A 20,192-nucleotide genomic window follows, 5' to 3' on the forward strand; every position below is an offset into this window, starting at 1 on the left:
CCCCGTCGGCACGATCCGCGCAGCCTGTCAGCAGATTTGCGCAGCCACGCAGAACCTTTCCCGGTACTGGAGGACTTGAACATGGCCAAGATGAAAGCAGCGATTTTCGTCGAAAAGAACCGCATCGTGCTGGACGACAAGGACATCCCCGAAATCGGTCCGCTGGACGCCCTGGTGCGCATCACCACCACCACGATCTGCGGCACCGACGTGCACATCCTGCGCGGCGAATACCCGGTGGCCAAGGGCCTGACCATCGGTCACGAACCGGTGGGCGTGATCGAGCGCCTGGGTTCCCAGGTCCGCGGTTTCCATGAGGGCCAGCGGGTGATCGCCGGGGCCATCACCCCCAGTGGCCAGAGCTATGCCTGCCTGTGTGGCTGCGGCTCCCAGGACGGCCCGGACACCCGCCATGGCTTTCGTGCCACCGGCGGCTGGAAGTTCGGCAACACCATCGACGGCTGCCAGGCCGAATACGTGCGGGTGCCGGACGCCCTGGCCAACCTGTGCCCGATCCCCGACGGCCTGAGCGACGAAGAAGTGCTGATGTGCCCGGACATCATGTCCACCGGTTTCTCCGGCGCCGAGCGCGCCGAGGTCAATATCGGCGACAGCGTGGCGGTGTTCGCCCTGGGGCCCATCGGCCTGTGCGCGGTGGCCGGGGCCCGACTCAAGGGCGCCACCACCATCATCGGCGTCGACACCGTGGCCGCGCGCATGAGCGTGGCGCGCGGGCTGGGCGCCACCCACGTGGTGGACTTCAAGCAGGGCGACGTGGTCAAGCAGATCATGGAGCTGACCGACGGCCGCGGGGTCGATGTGTCGATCGAGGCCCTGGGCACCCAGGGCACCTTCGAATCGGCGCTGCGGGTGCTGCGTCCGGGGGGCAAGCTGTCGAGCCTGGGGGTCTACTCCAGCGACCTGCGCATCCCCCTGGATGCCTACGCCGCCGGCCTCGGCGACCTGAGCATCCTCAGCACCCTGTGCCCCGGCGGCAAGGAGCGCATGCGCCGGCTGATGGAGGTGGTTGCCAGTGGCCAGGTGGACCTCAAGCCGCTGGTCACCCACCGCTTCAAGCTCGATGACATCGAAGCCGCCTACGAGCTGTTCGCCAGCCAGCGCGACGGTGTGATGAAGATCGCCATCACGCCATGACCCGCGCACCGGGTGACCTTGATGCATATCAAGGCGCCCGGGCCCGTCTGCCTCGACACTTCGGCCATCACCGTCCAAGGAGGTTCACCATGAGCCAGTACCAGCGCCTGTTGCTGATTGCCGACCCCCAGCAGCACCAATCCCCCGCGGCTCGTCGCGCCGCCGCCCTGGCCCAGGCCAGTGGCGCAGCGCTGCATGCCCTGGTGTTCGTCGAACCGCCGGCGCGCACCTACCTGTGGGAAGAACACCTGGAAGACAGCGAACGCCAGGCCTACCTGCAACGCCATGAGCGCTGGTTGCAAGTGGAGGCCGAATGGATGCGCGAGCAGGGCGTCGAGGTCACCACCCAGGTGATCTGGAGCACCCAGGTGCTCAAGGACATGCTGGCCTACATCGACGAGTTCCGGCCCGACCTGTTGATCAAGGACGTGACCCTGGAATCGGCCCTCAAGCGAGTCTTCGTCACCCCGCTGGACTGCCACCTGCTGCGCGAGGCGCCGGTGCCGGTGCACCTGGTCAACGAGGCGCCGCACAAACTGCCCCGGCGCATCGTCGCCGCCGTCGACCCGGCCCAGTCCGACACCCAGATCAGCGGCCTCAACGCTCTGATCATCCAGACCGCCAACGCCCTGGCCCTGCAATGCGATGCCCAGCTGCACCTGCTGTATGCCTACGACCTGATGCCGATGCTCGACGGCGTGGCGCCGGTGGCGTCCACCGCCTGGAGCGTCAACTGCCTGGACGAGCTGCGCGACTCCCTGCACAAGGAGTTCGAACGCCTGGGCGATCAGTACAACGTGCCCCAGGAATTTCGCCACTTCATCATGGGCCCGCCGGTGCCGGGCATCGCCCAGTTCGTCGACGAGTACCTGGTGGACGTGGTGGTCATGGGCACCGTGCACCGCACCGGCTTTGGCCGCTTGATCGGCAGCACCACCGAGCGCGCCCTGTACTCGATGCCGGGCAGCATCCTGGCGGTGAAGGCGCTGAGCCCGAGCTGAAATCCCCGCCTTGACCCCGCCTGCGGCGAGCCTCAGCCCGGCTCGTCGCCCTGGCTGCCCGGCAGGTACGGCAGCAGGCGCGCGGTTTCCTTGCGCACCACCGCGTAGCACTCGCAGCTGTGCTGTTCCAGGCGTGGCCGGTCGAGGACATTGATGCGTCCGCGGCTGTACTCGATGATGCCCTGGCGCTGCAGTTTGCCGGCGGCCTCGGTGACTCCTTCGCGGCGCACCCCGAGCATGTTGGCGATCAGCTCCTGGGTCATCACCAACTGGTTGCCCGGCAGGCGGTCCAGGGACAGCAGCAGCCAGCGGCACAGTTGCTGATCGATGGAGTGGTGGCGGTTGCACACCGCGGTCTGGGCCATCTGGGTGATCAGCGACTGGGTGTAGCGCAGCATCAGCAGGAGCATCTCGCCGTGGCGGTTGAACTCGTCCTTGAGGCGCTGCCCGGGCAGGCGCAAGGCGTGCCCGGCACTCTGCACGATGGCCCGGCTGGTGGTGCTTTCGCCGCCCATGACCAGGGACACCCCCACCAGCCCTTCGTTGCCCACCACGGCGATTTCCGCCGAGGCGCCGTTTTCCATCAGGTACAGCAGCGACACCACCGCGTCGGTGGGGAAGTACACATGACGCGGGATATCCCCGGATTCGTAGAGCACCTGGCCCAGGCTCAGGGCCACCGGCTTGAGATGGGGCAGCAGGCGCTCCTGCACCACGGCCGGCAGTGCATTGAGCAAGTGGTTGGGCCCGAGCCCAAGGTTGTCGAACATCTCAGAACCACCGGATGGCAAGGCGTCAGCGCTCACTCAGGGTAGTCCAGGGCCTGGCCCGCTGTCTGTCATGGCGCCGGCTCGCTGACGGCCGCTGTCAGGGAATGCCCGGCCTGTGGCGGCGCGGCGCTGGCGGGCCAGGTCAGCAACACCCGGTGCGCCCGGCCGTCGTCCAGCAGCGCGATGGCCAGCCCCGGCAGCGGCCGGCCGTCCAGGCTCAGGCTGAGGATGGCCCCGGGGTTCTGCCGCACCTCGATCTGGTACAGGGTTTCGCCAAACCGGTAGTCCAGGCTGTAGCCCGGCCAGTGGGCCGGGATCACCGGTTCGATGTACAGCTGCTGGCCTTCGCGGCGCAGCCCCAGCAGCGACTCGACGATCAGCCGGTACATCCAGCCCGCCGAGCCGGTGTACCAGCTCCAGCCGCCACGCCCGGTGTGGGGCGCCACGCCATAGACGTCGGCGGCCATCACATAAGGCTCGACCCGGTAGGTGGCCACCTGCTCGGCGCTGCGTCGGCTTGCCGGATTGATCATGCGCAGCAGCTCCCAGGCCCGGGCGCTGTCCCCCAGGCGGGCGAAGGCCATGCAGGCCCAGATGGCCGCGTGGGTGTATTGCCCGCCGTTCTCCCGCACACCGGGCACGTAGCCCTTGATATAGCCCGGGTCCAGCGGGCTGTGGGCGAACGGTGGGTCCAGCAGCAACACCACGCCGCTGTCGCGACGCACCAGGTGCCGGTCCAGGGATTCCATGGCCTGGCGCTGGCGGGCGTCACTGGCGGCGGCCGACAGTACCGACCAGCTCTGGGCGATGGAGTCGATGCGGCATTCCTGATTGTCGGCGCTGCCCAGGGCCTGACCGTCGTCGAACCAGGCCCGGCGATACCACTGTCCGTCCCAGGCCTGGCTGTCGAGGGCCGTGCGCAAGGCCAGGGCCTGCTCGCGGCAGGTCCGGGCGAAGTCCGGATCGTCGTGCTGTTCGGCGGTGACGGCGAAACGCTGCAGCACCTGATGGCTGAAGAACCCCAGCCACACGCTTTCCCCCAGGTCGCGCTCGCCGACCCGGTTCATGCCGTCGTTCCAGTCGCCGGTGCCCATCAGCGGCAGCCCGTGGACGCCGCGCCGGCTGCCGTGCTCGATGGCTCGCCGGCAGTGCTGGTAAAGGCTTTCCCGCAGCCCGCAGGTTTGCGGCAGGTCGTAGTAGGACTCTTCTCCGGGATTGAGCAGGCGACCTTCCAGGTAACCCACCTCGACCTTCAGCACGCTGCGATCGCCGGTGATCTGCACGTAGCGGCTGGTGGCCAGGGGCAGCCAGAGGAAGTCGTCGGAGCAGCCGGTGCGCACCCCGCGATTCTGCGGCGGGTGCCACCAGTGCTGAACGTCGCCCTCGGGGTATTGATGGGCCGCGCACAGCAGCAGGTGTTCCCGGGCCAGGGCCGGCTCGGCGTGGATCATCGCCATGCTGTCCTGCAACTGGTCGCGAAAGCCGATGGCGCCACCGGACTGGTAGAAACCGCTGCGCGCCCAGAAGCGGCAGGCGATGGTCTGGTACATCAGCCAGCCGTTGGCCATGACGTCGATCGCCGGTTCCGGGGTGCGCACCTGGATGCAGTCCAGGCTGCGTCGCCAGTGCCGGTGCACCGCCGCCAGCTCGCTCTGGGCCATCTGGCTGCCGCGGTATTGCAGGACCCGGCGGGTCGCTGCCTTGGCGTCGGTTTCGGCCCCCAGGCGGAACAGCACTTCCTGGCTCTGGCCGTCGGCCAGCTCCATCGCCACCTGCATCGCCGCGCACGGATCGAAACCGGCGCCGGAACGCCCGGACAGGCGCTCCCGGGTCAAGGCCGCCGGTGCCGCGAGGCTGCCGTTGCGGCCGATGAACTCGCTGCGGTCGCCGGTAAAACTGCGCACCGCCGAGTCGGTGTCGAGAAACGCCACATGCCCGGAGAACTCCATGTTGTAAGGGTTGCGGGCGAACAGCGCGCCACTGACCGGATCACTTTCAGTGACCACGTGCATGGCCGAGCGGCCGCGCAATTCCCCCAGCACCCATTCCACGTAGCTGGTGACCGTCAGGCGCCGTGGCCGGCCGCTGCGGTTGCCGATCTTCAGCCGCGAGAACTTGATCGGCGCGTCCACCGCGACATACACCGTCAGCTCGCTGTGGATGCCGTTCTCCTCGTGCTCGAACACGCTGTAGCCGAAACCGTGGCGGGTGCGATAGCTGCCGCTGCCGGGGCACGGCTGCGGGGTCGGTGACCAGACCTGGCCGCTGTCTTCGTCGCGCAGGTACAGGGCTTCGCCGCTGGGGTCGCTGACCGGGTCGTCGTGCCAGGGGCTGAGGCGGTATTCGTGGGCGTTTTCGCGCCAGCTGTAGGCGCCGCCGCTTTCCGAGATCACCGTGCCGAACAGCGGGTTGGCCAGGACGTTGGCCCAGGGCGCCGGGGTCGGCTGCCCGGGGTTGAGGGTGATCAGGTACTCGCGGCCGTCGCTGCTGAAACCGCCGTAGGGCGTTTGCAGAATCAGTTCCGGTTGCGCGGCTGCCGGGGCACTGCCGGCCGGTTGCGGCAGGCGCACCAGGGGCGCCTCCAGGCGTGGCAGCGAGGGATCGGCGCGGCGCCGGTGGACCTGCTCGGCGAGGCTGCCGCGGCTGTCGCTGATCACCAGGCGCGCCACCGCCAGCATCAGCACGCGGTCTTCGCCGGACAACTGCTGGGCCGGGCGCACGAAAATGCCCCCCGGGCGGTCGATCAGGCTGGCTTCGCTGCCGGAGGTCACCAGGCCCATGATCAGGTCCTGGAGTTGCTGGCGGTAACCGACCTGATCCTCGTTCCAGATCACCAGGTCCACAGCCAGGCCTTTTTGGCGCCAGTAGGCGTGGGCCTTGATCAGTTGCTGCACCAGGGCGATGTTGGCCAGATCGCCCACCTGCAGCAGGACGATCGGCAGGTCGCCGGAAATGCCCTGGCCCCAGAGCCCGGACTGGCTGCGGCGGTTGCCCAGCAGCAGGCTGCTGTCGGCGCGCAGGCTGGCGTTGGCGTACAGCAGCGAGGCGGCCATCTGCTGGTACAGCCGGGCTTCGGCCAGGGACGCGTTGAGCTGGCGCAGCAACACCTGGCTGTGGGTCCAGGCCAGGTCGAAGACCCGGTCCGCCAGGTGCCGGTCGCGGTATTTGTGGATCAGTTGCAGGCACTGTTCGCGGCTGTCGGCGACCCCGGTCACCAGATCGATGGTGGCGCTCTGGCCGGGTTCGAGGGTGATCCGGCAGCGGATCGCCACGATCGGGTCGAGCACCGGTCCGGCGCTGCCCGACAGCCGTTCGACCTGTGGGTCCAGGGCCAGGGGCGCGGCCAGATCGCGGCCTCGGCCGATGAAGCGCGCGCGGTCGGTTTCATAGGAAATAGCGTCGATGTCCACACCGTGGGCCGCCAGCAGGTGGCACAGCCACGGCACCGGCTGTTCCTGGGAACGCGGTCGGCGGCTGCAGACAATGGCCTGCAACTCCGGCAGCAGTTCGGTCTCGATGAACAGGTTGCTGAAGGCCGGGTGGGACGCGTCGCTCTGGGCCGTGGCCAGGACCACTTCGGCGTAGCTGGTGAGCTCGATGCTGCGCCGTACCCGGGCCCGGTTGCACAGGTGCAGGCGGCGCAGCTCGATGGGGTCCTCGGGGGACACGACGATTTCCGTGTGGCTGTCGAAGTCCCGCTCGCGCACCCGGAATTCGGCCCGGGCATCGGTGAAGATCGCCTCGAAACCCTGCGGCCGGCGGCGGGTCGGCTGGTAGGCGGCGGACCAGAAGTCGCCGCTGGCCACGTCCCGCAGGTAGCAGAACTGGCCCCAGTGATCCCGGGTCGGGTCTTCGTGCCAGCGGGTCACCGCCAGCTCGTTGCAGCGGCTGTAGCCACCACCGGCGCTGCTGAGCATGACGTGGTAATGACCGTTGGACAGCAGTTGCACCGCCGGGCGCTTGCGGTCCGGGTCGGCGAACACCCGCAGTTTGTTCTCGTGGGCCCGGGCCGCTTCGTCGGCCGCAGGTGCTCCGGCGGCGTGCAGGTACTGGGCGGCGGTTTTCGGCACCCGTTCCTGCAGCAGCAGGGCGATGGCCTGGAACTGCGGATCGGATTCGAAGCGCCGTTGCATGGGCTGCTCCAGCAGCAACCAGGCCAGGGCCAGCAGGCTCATGCCCTGGTGGTGGGCCATGAACGACTGCACCACGGCGTGATCCTGGCCCCGGGGCAGGCGCGACTCGGTGTAGTCCACGGCTTCATACAGGCCGAAGCGTCCCGCCAGCCCCAGCTGGGCCAGGCGTTGCAGGTTCTGGCAGGCCGCCTGGGGCGCCACCATCAGCGCCAGGACGCTGGCGTAGGGCGCCACCACCCGTTCCGCGCCGAGGCCGCGCTTGAGTCCCAGGCCCGGCACGCCGAACGCCCGGTACTGGTAGTTGAACTGGCTGTCGAGGGTGTTGTAGCCCGACTCGGACACGCCCCAGGGCAGGCCCTGTTGCTGGCCGTACTCGATCTGCAGGGCCACCGCGGCGCGGCAGGTCTGGTCCAGCAGGGTGCCCTGGTAGCTGGGCATCACCAGCATCGGCATCAGGTACTCGAACATCGAGCCGGTCCAGGACAGCAGCACCGGGGTTCCGGCGCTGCTGGTGAGCAGGCGGCCGAGGGCGAACCAGCTTTCCTGGGGCAGCTGTCCCTGGGCGATGGCGACAAAGTGGGTCAGGCGCACCTCCGAGGCCAAGAGGTCGTAGTAGCCGGCATCCAGGCGGTGCTCTTCGGCGTTGTAGCCGATCACCAGCAAATGGCGCCGGGTGTCGTAGAGAAAGCCGAAATCCATCTGCGCCATGCTGGCCACGCTGTCCTGCAGGCGGTCGGCGCAGGTGACGCGTTCCAGCGCCAGTTCGCGCACCGCGTTGATGCGCTCGCGGTGCAGCGGCGGCCAGTCTTCCGGGGCCAGTTGCGCCAACTGGCGCCAGCCCAGGGTGCCGAAGCGGCGGCCGTCGGCCATGGGCGGCAGGCAGCGCCATTGCAGTTCGTCATGCAGGTCCTGGCATTGCGCGGCCAGTGCCGCGCGCCAGTAGTCGACATCGTCCGCGCTCTGACCCGGGGCCTGGGCCGCGCCTTGGGCAATCCGTTGCAGCAGCCCGAGCAAGGCATCCGGGGCGACGTCCGCGTGCAGGCTCAGGTGCTCCTGCACGGCGCGGGTTTCCAGGCGCCAGCGCAGCACCGGCGTGGTGTCCTGGCCGGCCGCGGTGAGGGCGTCCTGGAACACGTCGAGGCTGTCCAGCAGACCGTTGGCGATCTGCGGCAGGTGCGGCGGGTTGTCCACCAGCGCCTGCAGGCCGGGGCGCAGGGTCAGCAGCAGGCCCGCCAGGTTGCCGCTGTCCACGGTGGACACATAGCGCGGCGGCAGAGGTTGCAGGCTCTGGGTGTCGTACCAGTTGTAGAAGTGCCCGCGGTAGCGTTCCAGGCGACCCATGCTGGCCAGCATCTGCTCCAGGCGCTGCAGCAGCCGGCGGCTGCTCAGGTAGCCGAAGTCGTGGGCCGTCAGGTGCGCCAGCAGGGCCAGCCCGAGGTTGGTCGGCGAGGTGCGATGGGCGATGCGGCGCTGGGGCTGTTCCTGCAGGTTGTCCGGGGCCAGCCAGTTGTCCTCGGGGCCGACGTACTGGTCGAAGAAGCCCCAGGTGCGGCGGGCCAGGCTCTGCAGAAAACGCCGCTGGCCGGCGCTGGGGACGAAGGCCACCGGGCTTGCGGGGCGGCTCAGCCACCAGGCCAGGGCCGGCCCGGCCAGCCAGGCCAGGAGCAGGGGCGCGGCCATCAGCAGTTGCAGCCGCGGCCACAGCAGCCCCGTCAGCAACAGCGCCAGCAGCGGACCGACCCACATTCGCCGGTACAGCTGCAGCAGGCTGTCGTCCGGGCCGCGCTCGGCTTCCCGCGAGGGCTGCCATTGCAGGCGGTGCCGTTTGCTGATGCCCATGCGCCACAGCGCGCGGGCCATGGCATCCAGGCTGTAGGCGGCCTCATAGGGCAGCCAGGCCAGGGGCAGCAGGGCCCGGGACAGGTGCTGGCCGGCGCTGCTCAGGGCCGCGTTCAGTTGTTGCAGCAACGGCACTTCCGGGGTGTTGTGCAGCAGCTCGCGCAAGGCCGCCGACAGCGGCAGCACCAGCAGCACAATCAGCACCGCCAGGGTCCAGGCCAGGGGCTGGGTGGAGCCCAGCCAGCCCCACAGCAGCATGCTCAGCAGGGCCAGGGGCTCCAGGCTGCGGCGCAGGTTGTCGAGGATCTTCCAGCGCGCCAGGGGGCTCAGGCGATTGCTTTCCAGGCCGCCGCCGGCCCTGGGCGACCAGGGCAGGAGCCAGGGCAGCAGTTGCCAGTCGCCACGGATCCAGCGCTGGCGGCGCTTGACGTCGGCGCTGTAGCGCGCCGGGTACTCTTCGAACAGCTGCACATCGCTGAGCAGGCCGGAGCGGGCATAGCAGCCCTCGATCAGGTCGTGGCTGAGGATCCGGTTGTCGGCGAAGCGCCCGCCCAGGGTCTGCTCGAAGGTGTCCAGGGCATAGATGCCCTTGCCGACGAAGGAGCCTTCCTGAAACAGGTCCTGGTAGACGTCCGACACCGCGCGGGTATAGGGGTCGATCCCGGCGTCGCTGGCGAACAGCCGGGAATAGGCGCTGCGCGCGGTGCTCGACAGGCTGATGCCGACCCGTGGCTGGAGAATCCCGTAGCCACTGACGATGCGCCCGCTGAGCGGGTCGGTCTGCGGGCGGTTCAGCGGGTGGTCCATGGCGCCCACGCATTGCTGGGCCACGTCCCGGGGCAGTTGGGTGTCGCTGTCCAGGGTGATCACGTAGGTGATCTCGGGCAGCGCCTGGATATCGCCGACGATCAGCAGGAAACGCTCGTGGCCACGGCCCCGCAGCAGGGCGTTGAGGTCTTCGAGCTTGCCGCGCTTGCGTTCGTGGCCCATCCAGCAGTGTTCGCCGGGGTTCCACAGGCGTGGCCGGTGCAGCAGGTAGAAGCGATCCACCGCCTCTTCGGGGTACTTCAGGTTCAGCGCCTCGATGCCTTGTCGGGCCAGCGCCAGCAAGGCAGCGTCGCCGTCCTGGGTTTCGCTGGGGGCGTCGAGAAAGTCGCTGAGCAGGGCGAAGTACAGCTGGGCATCGCGGTTGGCCAGAAAGCGCACTTCCAGGCCTTCCACCAGCTCTTCGACATCCGCCGTGCTGCCGAACAGGCAGGGCACGGCCACCAGGGTCCGGGCGCGAGGGTCGATGCCTTCGCTGTAGTCCAGACGCGGCAGAATGCCCGGGGCCACGGTCAGGGTCACCAGGCCGTTGATCAGGCCGATGGCCAGGCGGCTGGAGAGCAGCAACGCCGGCACGGCCCACAGAGCCAGCCAGTAGTGGCCGGGGGCGGCCTCCTGGTACAGGGCGTCGAGAAACGGCCAGGCGAACAGCGCCGAGAGCAGCATCACCGGCCCCAGGAAAAAGCCCAGGGGCGCCTGGGTCAGCAGGCGCCGGCCCCGTTCGGCCAGGGGCACCCGAGCCTGGATCTGTTGTTCAAGCGTGCGGCGTCCGGCGCCGATCAGGTAATGCCCGACATGGCCGGCCACGGCTTCCGGAGCTTCGGCGCGGTAGTGGGCCCGGGCCAGTTCGATGCACTGCCGGGCCACCTGCTGTTCGCTCAGGGGACAGTGGCGGGCCAGGCGTTCGAGCACATGCCGGTAATGGTCGCGGGTGGCGAAATCCATGCGCCGGTAGACCTTGGCCGGGTCCTCCTGCAGTTCCTGTTCGACCCGGCTCATCAGCTCGACGAACTCGCGCCAGTTGCTGGCCGAGAGCAGGCGCAGGCTGGAAATGCTGTTGCTGATGGACACCTGGTCGGCGGCCTGCTGCTGGGCGTCGAGCTGCACCAGGCGCTCGATGTTCAGCCCGGTTTCTCCCAGCAGTTGCTCGATCCAGGCCAGGGGCAGCACCAGGGCGGCGTTCTGCCCTTGCAGGCGGCGCGCCAGTTCGGCGACGAAGGCGGCACTCATGGGCGGCGCCGAGCGGGCCATGTCGGCCACCGCCAGCACCACGCTCTTGGCGTCCTGCTCGGCGGTTTCCATCAGGCGGTCGGCCCAGTCGTTGGCCAGATTGCGCTCGCTCCAGTTGGCCATGACCCGGAAGGCCACCCGGCGCAGGTTTTCGATCAGGGCCAGGCGCAGCATGATCGGGATCGCCCACAGCTCGCCGAGCATCAGCGGGGTGACGCTCTGGTAGCTGTCGACGAAACGCCCCAGGCTTTCGCTGTCGACCCGGCCGTCGCCGTGGGAAATGGTTTCCAGGGCAATGTCGTAGACCCGGGGCAGGCCCGCCGACTGACCGTTGGCCAGGCGCGGCAACTGCCGGCTGTAGCCCCGGGGCAGGTGGGTGCGGGTGATGCGGATCTGCTCTTCCAGCAGGTAGTAGTTGTCCAGCAGCCACTCGGCGGCGGGGGTGGCCCGGGGCGAGTTGCCGGTGGCGGCGGTCAGGCTCTTGCAGCAACTGGCCAGGGCGCCGGCGTTGTCCGCCAGGCGTGCCAGCAGCCAGTCCGGGTTGCGACTGCGACTCAGGCGGTGCTGTTGCGCCAGCAGGGTGCCGTGGCTGGCCATCTGCTCACTGCTGAACAGTTCCGAGCGCAGCGGCGCCTGGTATTCGACGCTGTTGCGCGAGGCCTTCCATTGGCCGTATCTGGCGGCGGGCATCTGCCAGAACCTCAGGAATGCGTGGGTCCAATGACTGTCCATGTTTTCCTTGGCATAACAGAGCCGTCCCTCGGCACGGGGTGCGAGGGAGGGCCGGGAGCGGGGCGTACGGTCAAATCGATGCACCGTCGCGACGAACGTTTCAGGCAAAAAGCTGCAACCTTGACGATGGCGGGCAGGGGGGAGGGTGTCTGTGCGCTGGGGCACATAGGCGCACGATCTGCCTTTTGGCTGGATGGGGTGTGCCTGCCTGTAGGCATTGCCGAAGGCTGCGAACGGGCGAGCATCGCCCGGCCAGTCGGCGCGGTAAATCAGGTACAGCGCTGATACGAAGACAGGGCGGCGCGATGGTGAGCGGGCAGGTTGCTGACAGGCTAACCCGGGGGAACAAACAGCCTCGCCACAGAGCCGTGGCTGTTTCAGAGAGTGCTGAAAGGTGCTTGGAACTACGCCGATTCGCTTTCTTTTGTAAGGCAAATCCGAGAAACTGCCGGCCGCTTGAATGCGCCAGGTGAGCGGGCTAGGGTGCTGGAGCCATCGCCCAATCGATGGCTCGGATGTGCAAGTCCGGTCATGTCGGCGCATCGTTGTCAAAAGCAGTTTCCGGGCTTTCTTGCCCTTCGTTTCTGCGTTATGGCAGCCGTGCGTGGGAGACTTTCGAGTCTGCTGGGTTCCGATATGCCCGGTCTTGCACACCTGCGTACGGCTGCCACCTTATTCGTGTGCAAGCGAACGGTGGCGGCTCCCATGAGTTTCATATCGGAGTTTGACCATGAAAAAGATTGTCCCCGATCCCCCCACGTCCTATCGCGATCCCCAACTCAAGGCCGCCAACGCCACCCTGCGCGTGGCTCTGGCCCGGCAACCACAGGACCCGGCGCTGTTCCAGCGCAACACCCAGGCCAAAGCCGTTACCCCCGACTCGCTGTTCAGCGTGCGTCCAGGCGTCAGTGCTGAAGAGGCATTGGTGCATGTGGCGTTGTTGCTCAAATGCGCCGAGGAGGTCTGCGATGAAATCACCCAGCAGGGCAGTGGCATCGAGCGTGGGCTGATCTGGTCCATGGTGCATTCCGTGGAGATGGCCCGGGCGGTGGTGGAGGCGTTGCTGGACGCCCGCCCGCGAGGCGCTCTGGAGCACGCGATCTCGGAAGAAACCGGCCGCTTGTAGGAGCCGGCTTGCCGGCGAAGAGGCCCGCAAGGCATGCGTCGTCTGGGCCGACGCCTTCGCTGGCAAGCCAGCTCCTACGGAGGACCAACTGCCGCACACCCACTGTAGGAGCCGGCTTGCCGGCGAAGAGGCCCGCAAGGCGTGCGTCGTCTGGGCTGATGCCTTCGCTGGCAAGCCAGCTCCTACGGAGGACCAACTGCCGCACCCCCACTGTAGGAGCCGGCTTGCCGGCGAAGAGGCCCGCAAGGCATGCGTCGTCTGGGCTGACGCCTTCGCTGGCAAGCCAGCTCCTACGGAGGACCAACTGCCGCACCCCCACTGTAGGAGCCGGCTTGCCGGCGAAGAGGCCCGCAAGGCGTGCGTCGTCTGGGCTGATGCCTTCGCTGGCAAGCCAGCTCCTACGGAGGACCAGCTGCCGCACACCCGCTGTAGGAGCCGGCTTGCCGGCGAAGAGGCCCGCAAGGCGTGCGTCGTCTGGGCTGACGCCTTCGCTGGCAAGCCAGCTCCTACGGAGGACCAACTGCCGCACACCCGCTGTAGGAGCCGGCTTGCCGGCGAAGAGGCCCGCAAGGCGTGCGTCGTTTGGGCTGACGCCTTCGCTGGCAAGCCAGCTCCTACGGAGGGAGACACCGCTTCAGCGGCGGACCGGCCGCAAGGCCGCCGTCGCGCTTGATCTGCCTGCATCTTCAACCCGCTGCGAAAACCAAGCGCCCGCACTTTAGTTCTGGTCCGATCCTCGGCCCTTGGGGCTTCGGCTATAAAGCTCGCCACAACCTCACCGCTGGCGGCGTCCTGAGTTTTGCTCGCCATGCTTTGGTGATTTTCCAGTGCTTTTTTCACTGTTAATCTTGCCGCCATGACCCAAGCCCCCTCACATCGCCCTCACATTGCCTGGACGCTGTATTTCTGCGTGCTGTTCAACGTGTTCGTCTGCGGTCTGGGTCATGGACAGATGGCGGCGCTGGAAATCATCGGCGTGGGCGGGCAGTTCTGTCACGCCCTGGGCGAATCGGCCTCGACCCTGGATGAAGGCCCCAGCGACAAGACCGCCCCCGGCGCCATGGGCGCCTTTGTCTGTCCCCTGTGCTCGGCGGTGAGCCTGGGCCTGGGGCTGCTGTTCTGCCTGGCCTGGCTGCTGCTGGGGCGGCGTCAGGCGCGAGTCCGGGTCGAGCAGCGCAGCAAGGCACCACCGCGTTATTCCTGGCCGTCACTCAATCCTCGGGCTCCCCCTCTGAGCGCCTAGCGCTGCTGCGCGACGGCCCTGGCCGTCGCGTCATTTTCATCCCCTGGTACTTTCCTGCGGTCGCGATGGCGACGGCGGCCGGGGGCTGTTCGATGATTTTTTCGAGTCCGAGTCCATGACGTTCCCTTATCGCTCCTCCAGTTGCGCGGCGCTGTGCTGTGCGCTGTCGTTCAATGCCCTGGCCGATGCTCCGCTGCAATTGCCGCAGATGCGCATCAGCGCCGACGAGTTGCCTCAACCCGGCCTGCAACTGGATACCCAGACCAGCACCGGCTCGCGCCTGGGCCTGACCCCGCGGGAAACCCCGGCGTCGGTCAATGTGGTCAACCGCCAGCAGATCGAGCAGCGCGGCGCTGCCAACACCCAGGACATACTGGCCAGCGTGCCGGGGATGAACGCCGCGGCATCGCCGGGCATCCCGGGGTTCGTCTCCTACCGCGGCTTCTCCGGGCCGCAGATCACCCAGTTGTTCAACGGCATCAGCGTGCAATACGACTCCATTGCCGCGCGTCCGGTGGACAGCTGGATCTATGACCGGGTCGAGGCGGTGGGCGGGCCGTCGAGCTTCCTTTATGGCACCGGCGCGGTGGGCGGTTCGATCAACTACATCACCAAGCTGCCTTCGCGCACCGAGTCGTTCAATGAAGGGCGGGTCAGCTATGGCTCCTTCGACAGCCGCGAAACTTCCTTCGGTTTCAACCATGCGCTGAACGACGGCGCCGGGCCGCGGCACTACGCGCGATTCGATGTCAGCCACACCACCAGCAACGGTTATGTCGACCGCGAGCAGCGCGATGCCTGGACCACGGCGTTTTCCCTGTTGACGGATTTCAACGACCAGCTGTCCCACACCCTGGCCTACGAGTACCAGAACGAAAGCGTCGACAGCCCTTACTGGGGCACCCCGGCGCTGAACCCGCTGGGGGGCAAGATGGAGGTGGACAAGAGTCGGCGCTTCGAGAACTACAACGTCAGCGACGGCCGCTATGAGCAGCGGGTGCAGTGGCTGCGCTCGATCATCGATTATCAGGTCGACGAGCGCACGTCGCTGCGCAACACCCTGTACCACTACAACGCCGATCGCGAATACCGCAACCTGGAAAACTACGCCTACAACAGTGACAACAGTCAGGTGGTGCGCTCCGGCATCCTGCTCCAGCGTCACGCCCAGGAGCTCAATGGCAATCGCTTCGAACTGCTGCACCACAACACGCTGTTCGGTCTGGACAGCCAGTGGTCGGCGGGCCTCGACTACAGCCACAACGTGATGAGCAACTACCCGCGCTCGGTGTCGGGCTCGCTGCCCGGCGTTGCTCCGGGCGACTTCGACCCGGGCAGTTTCTGGGACCTGCCGGGCATGCGGCGCGGTTTCGAAAAGAACCGCCGCAACCAGGTGGACACCTGGGCGCTGTTCCTGGAAAACCGCCTGCAACTGACCGATCGCCTGTCCCTGCTCAGCGGCCTGCGCCATGACCAGATCGATCTGCAAGTGACCAACTACCGCGCCGTCACCGAAGCCAACCCGGCGTTCTTCCAGCGCAAATACCGGCCCACCACCGGGCGCCTGGGGCTGGTGTACGAGTTGACCCCGGCGGCCAACGTCTACGTGCAATACAGCACCGCTGCCGACCCGCCCGCCGGGATCCTCACCACCGCCAGCTATGGGCAGGTGCGCGACTTTGATCTCAGCACCGGCAACCAGTGGGAGATCGGCAGCAAGCTGGACTTCCTCGACGGCCGTGGCTCGGCGACCCTGGCTGCCTACCGCATCGAACGCAAGAACCTGTCCACCGCCGACCCGGGCAACCCCGGCAGCAGCCAGCCGGTGGGCCAGCAATCGTCCCGCGGGGTGGAGCTGGCGACTTCGTTGCGGGTGACCCCCAAGCTGTTGGCCGAAGGCAACCTGGCCTATGTCGATGCTCGGTACGACGAGTTCTATGAAAACGTCGGCGGCCGGCCGGTGTCGCGCAAGGGCAACAGCCCCACCAATACCCCGGACAAGGTGGCCAACCTGTGGCTGACCTACGACCTGGCCCCGTCCTGGCAGGTGGGCACGGATGCGCGCTACGTGTCGTCGGTGTACGCCAACGCGGCCAACACCCGCTATGCGCCGGCCTACACGATCTTCGGCACCTTTGTCGGCTACCAGCTCAATGCCGATACGCGGATCACCGGCCGGGTGCGCAACCTCACCGATCAGGTCTATGCCCGCACCACGGGGCCGACCCAGTTGTACCTGGGTGCACCAAGAACCTTCGAGCTGGCGCTGCAAACGCGCTTTTAACCTGAGCCAGCGGGGCGCCTGACAGCGCCCCGCGCCTCTGTGAAATGGCTGTTCTGTGAGATGCCTGCGATGAAGCGTTATCTGTACCTCTGGCACCGTTGGCTGGGCATTGTCGCCTGCCTGTTCATGGCCCTGTGGTTCGTCTCCGGGGTGGTGATGCTGTATGTCGGCTACCCCAAACTGACCCCCGCCGAGCGTCTGGCGCATTTGCCGGTGCTGGTCCTGGAGCGGGAGCGGGTCGACCTGGAGCAGGTGCTGCACGCCGCCGATCCCGAGCAGGCGCCGTCGAGCATCCGCCTGACCACGGTGGCCGGCGCACCCCGTTACATCCTCGAATACCCGGGGCCGCGCAAGGTGGCGATCGAGGTCGACAGCGGCCTGCAGGCGTTGCCCACTGACCGGGTCGAGGCCCTGGCGGCAGCCCGGCAGTTCGCACCGGGCGTAGCGGTGCGCGATCGCGGCGCGGTACAGGGCGACATGTGGAGCCAGTCCCGGGCCCTGGACGCCGACCGGCCCTTGTACCGGGTGGCCACCGCTGATGCCGAGCGCCGCCTGTTGTATGTCTCGGGCAGCACCGGCGAGGTGGTGCGCGACGCCACCGCCACCGAGCGCGGCTGGAACTGGATCGGGGCCTGGCTGCACTGGCTGTACCCGCTGCGGGGCATCGGCATCGATGGCGCCTGGGGGCCGATCGTGACCTACCTGTCCCTGGCCGCGACCCTGATGACCGTGCTCGGCCTGGCCGTGGGCCTGCTGCGCTGGCGCTTCACCCGCACCTATCGCAACGGCTCGCGCTCGCCGTACCAGGGCTTTGCCCGCTGGCATCACCTGGGCGGGCTGCTGTTCGGGGTGCTGGCCATCACCTGGATTTTCAGCGGCCTGATGTCGATGAACCCGTGGCAGATCTTCAGCAGCGCCCAGCCCTTGTCGCTGGCCGCCTATCAGGGCGCACCGCTGCACCCGGCGGCCTTTCCCCTGAGCGCGAGCCAGGCCCTGCAACGCTTTGCCGACGACGGCCTGCGGGCCCGGGAGCTGGAGTGGCGGATGATCGGCGGCAAGGGGTACGTCATCGGCTACGACGGCGCCGGGCGCACACGGATTCTGGCCATGGCCGATGGGCAGGTCCTGCGCCAGTTCAGCCCGGGCACCTTGCAGCAGGCGGCCTGGGCCATCCGCCCCGAACGGCCGATGATCGTCCAGCAACTGGCGGCCTACGACTTCTATTACTACGCCCGCGAGCCCCACAGCATGATGGGGCATCTGCAGCAGCGCCTGCCGGTGCTGCGGGTGCGCTTCGACGACCCGGCCCAGACCTGGCTGCACCTGGACCTGCACACTGGCGCGGTGGTCAGCCAACTGGACCAGCCGCGTCGCGCCTCGCGCTGGCTGTTCGCCCTGTTGCACAGCTGGGACTGGCTGCCCCTGCTGGCCAACCGGCCGTTGTGGGATGTATGGATGCTCCTGTTCAGCGCCGGAGGTTTGCTGATCAGTGTCAGCGGCGTGGTGCTGGGCTGGCGACGCCTGGGACGTTCGTTGAAGCGGGGCAGGGGGTAGGTGCAGGGGCTGGGTCCTGGCGGGCTCCCGTGTCTGGGCTGCATTCCAGATGGCTGCCAATTTCAGATAGCTGCCAATTTCAGATAGCTCCCATGCCCCTCCAGCGTCGCGGCTTGTTAAGTTGCAGGGCCGTTTTTGCGTAATGGCTCCACAGTCGACGATGTTCCCTTCGCCTGGGAGCGCTTTGGCTAATGGAATCAGCCGCAACACGTCAAGGAGCGACCCATGTTCAGCCCGGCCGACCAGACCCACTTCAGCCTGGACATCCAAGGCATCCAGCACGACTTCCAGGTGCTCTCGTTCCAGGGCACCGAAGCCATCAGCCAGCCGTTTCGCTTTGACCTGCAACTGGTCAGCGAGCGCCCCTGGATCGACATTGAAGCCCTGCTGCACCAACCGGCCTTTCTCGCCTTCGACCCCCAGGGCCATGGCATCCATGGGCTGATCCAGCGCATCGCCCAGGGCGACGCTGGCAAGCGCCTGAGCCGCTACAGCCTGTCGCTGCTGCCGCACCTGGATTACCTGCGCCACCGCAGCAACCAGCGGATCTTCCAGCAGCTTTCGGCGCCGCAGATCATCGCCCTGATCCTCGAAGAGCACGGCATCCTCGGCAATGCCTACCAATTCCAGATTCAACACCCGTGCCCCGAGCGCAACTACTGCGTGCAGTACGACGAAAGCGACCTGCACTTCATCCAGCGCCTGTGCGAAGAAGAAGGCCTGCACTACCACTTCCAGCACAGCCGCGAGGCGCATTTGCTGGTGTTCAGCGATAACCAGAGCGTGTTCCGCACGCTCGGGCGGCCCACCGCCTACTTGCAGGGCAGCGGGCTGGTGGCCGATGAGCCGGTGATCAAGGGCTTTAACGTGCGCCTGGAAACCCGCACCAGCCGTATCACCCGGCGCGACTACGACTTCGAAAAGCCGCGCCTGCAAATGGAGGCTGCCTACAAGCCCGACGCCAAGACCCAGGAACCGGACCTGGAGGACTACGACTACCCCGGGCGCTTCACCGATCGCCAGCGTGGCAAGTTCCTCAGCCAACGCGCCCTGGAACGCCACCGCGCCGACTACCGCCAGGCCGAGGGCTGGTGCGATGAACCGCGGCTGATCAGCGGGCATTTTCTGCAATTGTCCGAGCACCCGCGTGGGGAGTGGAACGACCTGTGGCTGCTGACCCGGGTGACTCACGAAGGCAAGCAGCCCCAGGTGCTGGAGGAATCGATCACCAGCGACACCGAGACCGCAGACGGCTTCCAACAGGGTTACCGCAACCGCTTCCTCGCCACCCCCTGGGAGGTATTCTTCCGCCCCGCGCTGGACCATCCGAAACCCCGGGTCCTGGGCAGTCAGACCGCAGTGGTTACCGGCCCGCCCGGAGAGGAAATCCACACCGATCCATACGGCCGGGTCAAGGTGCAGTTCCACTGGGACCGCGAAGGCCAGGGCGACGACCAGACCAGTTGCTGGCTGCGAGTGGCGTCCAGCTGGGCCGGCGACCGCTACGGCGCCCTCGCCATCCCGCGCATCGGCATGGAAGTGCTGGTGGACTTTCTTGAAGGCGACCCCGACCAGCCGCTGATCAGCGGTTGCCTGTACCACCAGGAACATCCGGCGCCCTACGAATTGCCGGCCAACAAGACCCGCAGCACCTTCAAGACCCTGAGTTCGCCAGGCGGCGGCGGTTTCAACGAAGTGCGCCTCGAAGACAGAAAAGGCGCCGAACATATCTTCGTCCACGCCCAGCGCGACTGGGATGAAAACATCCGGCACGACCAGAAGATCCGCGTCGGCCACGAGCGTCACGACACGGTTGAAGGCAACAGCTACAGCGAGCTCAAGGCCGAGGAACACCGCACCATCCACGGCGAACGCAAAACCGAAATCCGCGCCGACGACCACCTGAACGTAGCGCAAGACCAGCACATCAAGCTGGGCACCGCACAACTGCTCCAGGCCGGCCGCGAGATCCACCTGCAAGCGGGGCAGAAGCTGGTGATCGAAGCGGCCAGTGAACTGACGGTGCAAGCCGGGGGCAGCTTTATCAAGCTCGACGCCAGCGGCGTCAGCGTGAGTGGGGCGTTGCTCAAAGTGAATGCGGGAGGTGCGGCGGGGCAAGGCAGCGGCGTCGGTATTGAGCCGCCGATGCTACCCGGTGTGGCGGACAAGGATAAGGCCGGAAGCTTGATGGAGAAGGCCTTGGTGAATCCCAAGCAGAAAACCAAACCTGAAGAAGATTATCCGTTCTCGCTGTAACGCTCGATTTCATGGACATGCAGATTGATGGATATGGAGTCCGA

At 67.2% G+C, this 20,192-nt stretch carries 9 protein-coding genes; 7 read left to right on the top strand and 2 right to left on the bottom strand.

Translation table 11 applies throughout. From position 1 onward, the window contains the following. Positions 1-81 precede the first annotated feature (81 nt). Positions 82-1,155: an NAD(P)-dependent alcohol dehydrogenase gene (locus L1O02_RS10335; protein WP_060840261.1), complete on the top strand. Its 1,074-nt coding sequence runs from the start codon at positions 82-84 to the stop codon at positions 1,153-1,155. 89 nt (positions 1,156-1,244) lie between these two features. Continuing rightward, a complete protein-coding gene (locus L1O02_RS10340) occupies positions 1,245-2,156 on the top strand; it encodes a universal stress protein (RefSeq protein ID WP_060840260.1) in 912 nt (303 codons plus the stop codon). A gap of 32 nt (positions 2,157-2,188) precedes the next feature. Here L1O02_RS10340 and L1O02_RS10345 read toward each other — a convergent pair whose 3' ends face one another. Both L1O02_RS10345 and L1O02_RS10350 read right to left on the bottom strand, forming a co-directional pair. Beyond that, entirely contained in the window at positions 2,189-2,926 is a 738-nt protein-coding gene (locus L1O02_RS10345; protein ID WP_108546284.1) for a Crp/Fnr family transcriptional regulator, read from the bottom strand. Between the two features lie 68 nt (positions 2,927-2,994). After that, on the bottom strand, positions 2,995-11,685 hold the full coding sequence (locus tag L1O02_RS10350; protein ID WP_235759823.1) for a glycoside hydrolase family 94 protein: 8,691 nt from the start codon (positions 11,683-11,685) through the stop codon (positions 2,995-2,997). Between the two features lie 730 nt (positions 11,686-12,415). On the opposite strand from L1O02_RS10350, the gene L1O02_RS10355 reads away from it, so the two are divergent. The 5 genes from L1O02_RS10355 (at position 12,416) to tssI (ending at position 20,148) form a co-directional block, all read left to right on the top strand. Next, entirely contained in the window at positions 12,416-12,811 is a 396-nt protein-coding gene (locus L1O02_RS10355) for a hypothetical protein (protein ID WP_060844178.1), read from the top strand. 856 nt (positions 12,812-13,667) lie between these two features. Next, the gene (locus tag L1O02_RS10360) at positions 13,668-14,054 is read left to right on the top strand and encodes a DUF2946 domain-containing protein (RefSeq protein WP_060840257.1); all 387 of its coding nucleotides are present in this window, start codon (positions 13,668-13,670) and stop codon (positions 14,052-14,054) included. A gap of 115 nt (positions 14,055-14,169) precedes the next feature. Next, positions 14,170-16,338 (top strand): TonB-dependent receptor, encoded by a 2,169-nt coding sequence (locus L1O02_RS10365; protein ID WP_108546286.1) that lies wholly within the window; start codon positions 14,170-14,172, stop codon positions 16,336-16,338. Between the two features lie 69 nt (positions 16,339-16,407). Beyond that, entirely contained in the window at positions 16,408-17,892 is a 1,485-nt protein-coding gene (locus L1O02_RS10370) for a PepSY-associated TM helix domain-containing protein (RefSeq protein ID WP_108546287.1), read from the top strand. Positions 17,893-18,117: 225 nt separating this feature from the next. After that, positions 18,118-20,148: a type VI secretion system tip protein TssI/VgrG gene (gene tssI, locus L1O02_RS10375; RefSeq protein WP_235759824.1), complete on the top strand. Its 2,031-nt coding sequence runs from the start codon at positions 18,118-18,120 to the stop codon at positions 20,146-20,148. Positions 20,149-20,192: the final 44 nt, after the last annotated feature.

The organism is Pseudomonas sp. BC42, assembly GCF_021560055.1.
Lineage (GTDB): Bacteria > Pseudomonadota > Gammaproteobacteria > Pseudomonadales > Pseudomonadaceae > Aquipseudomonas.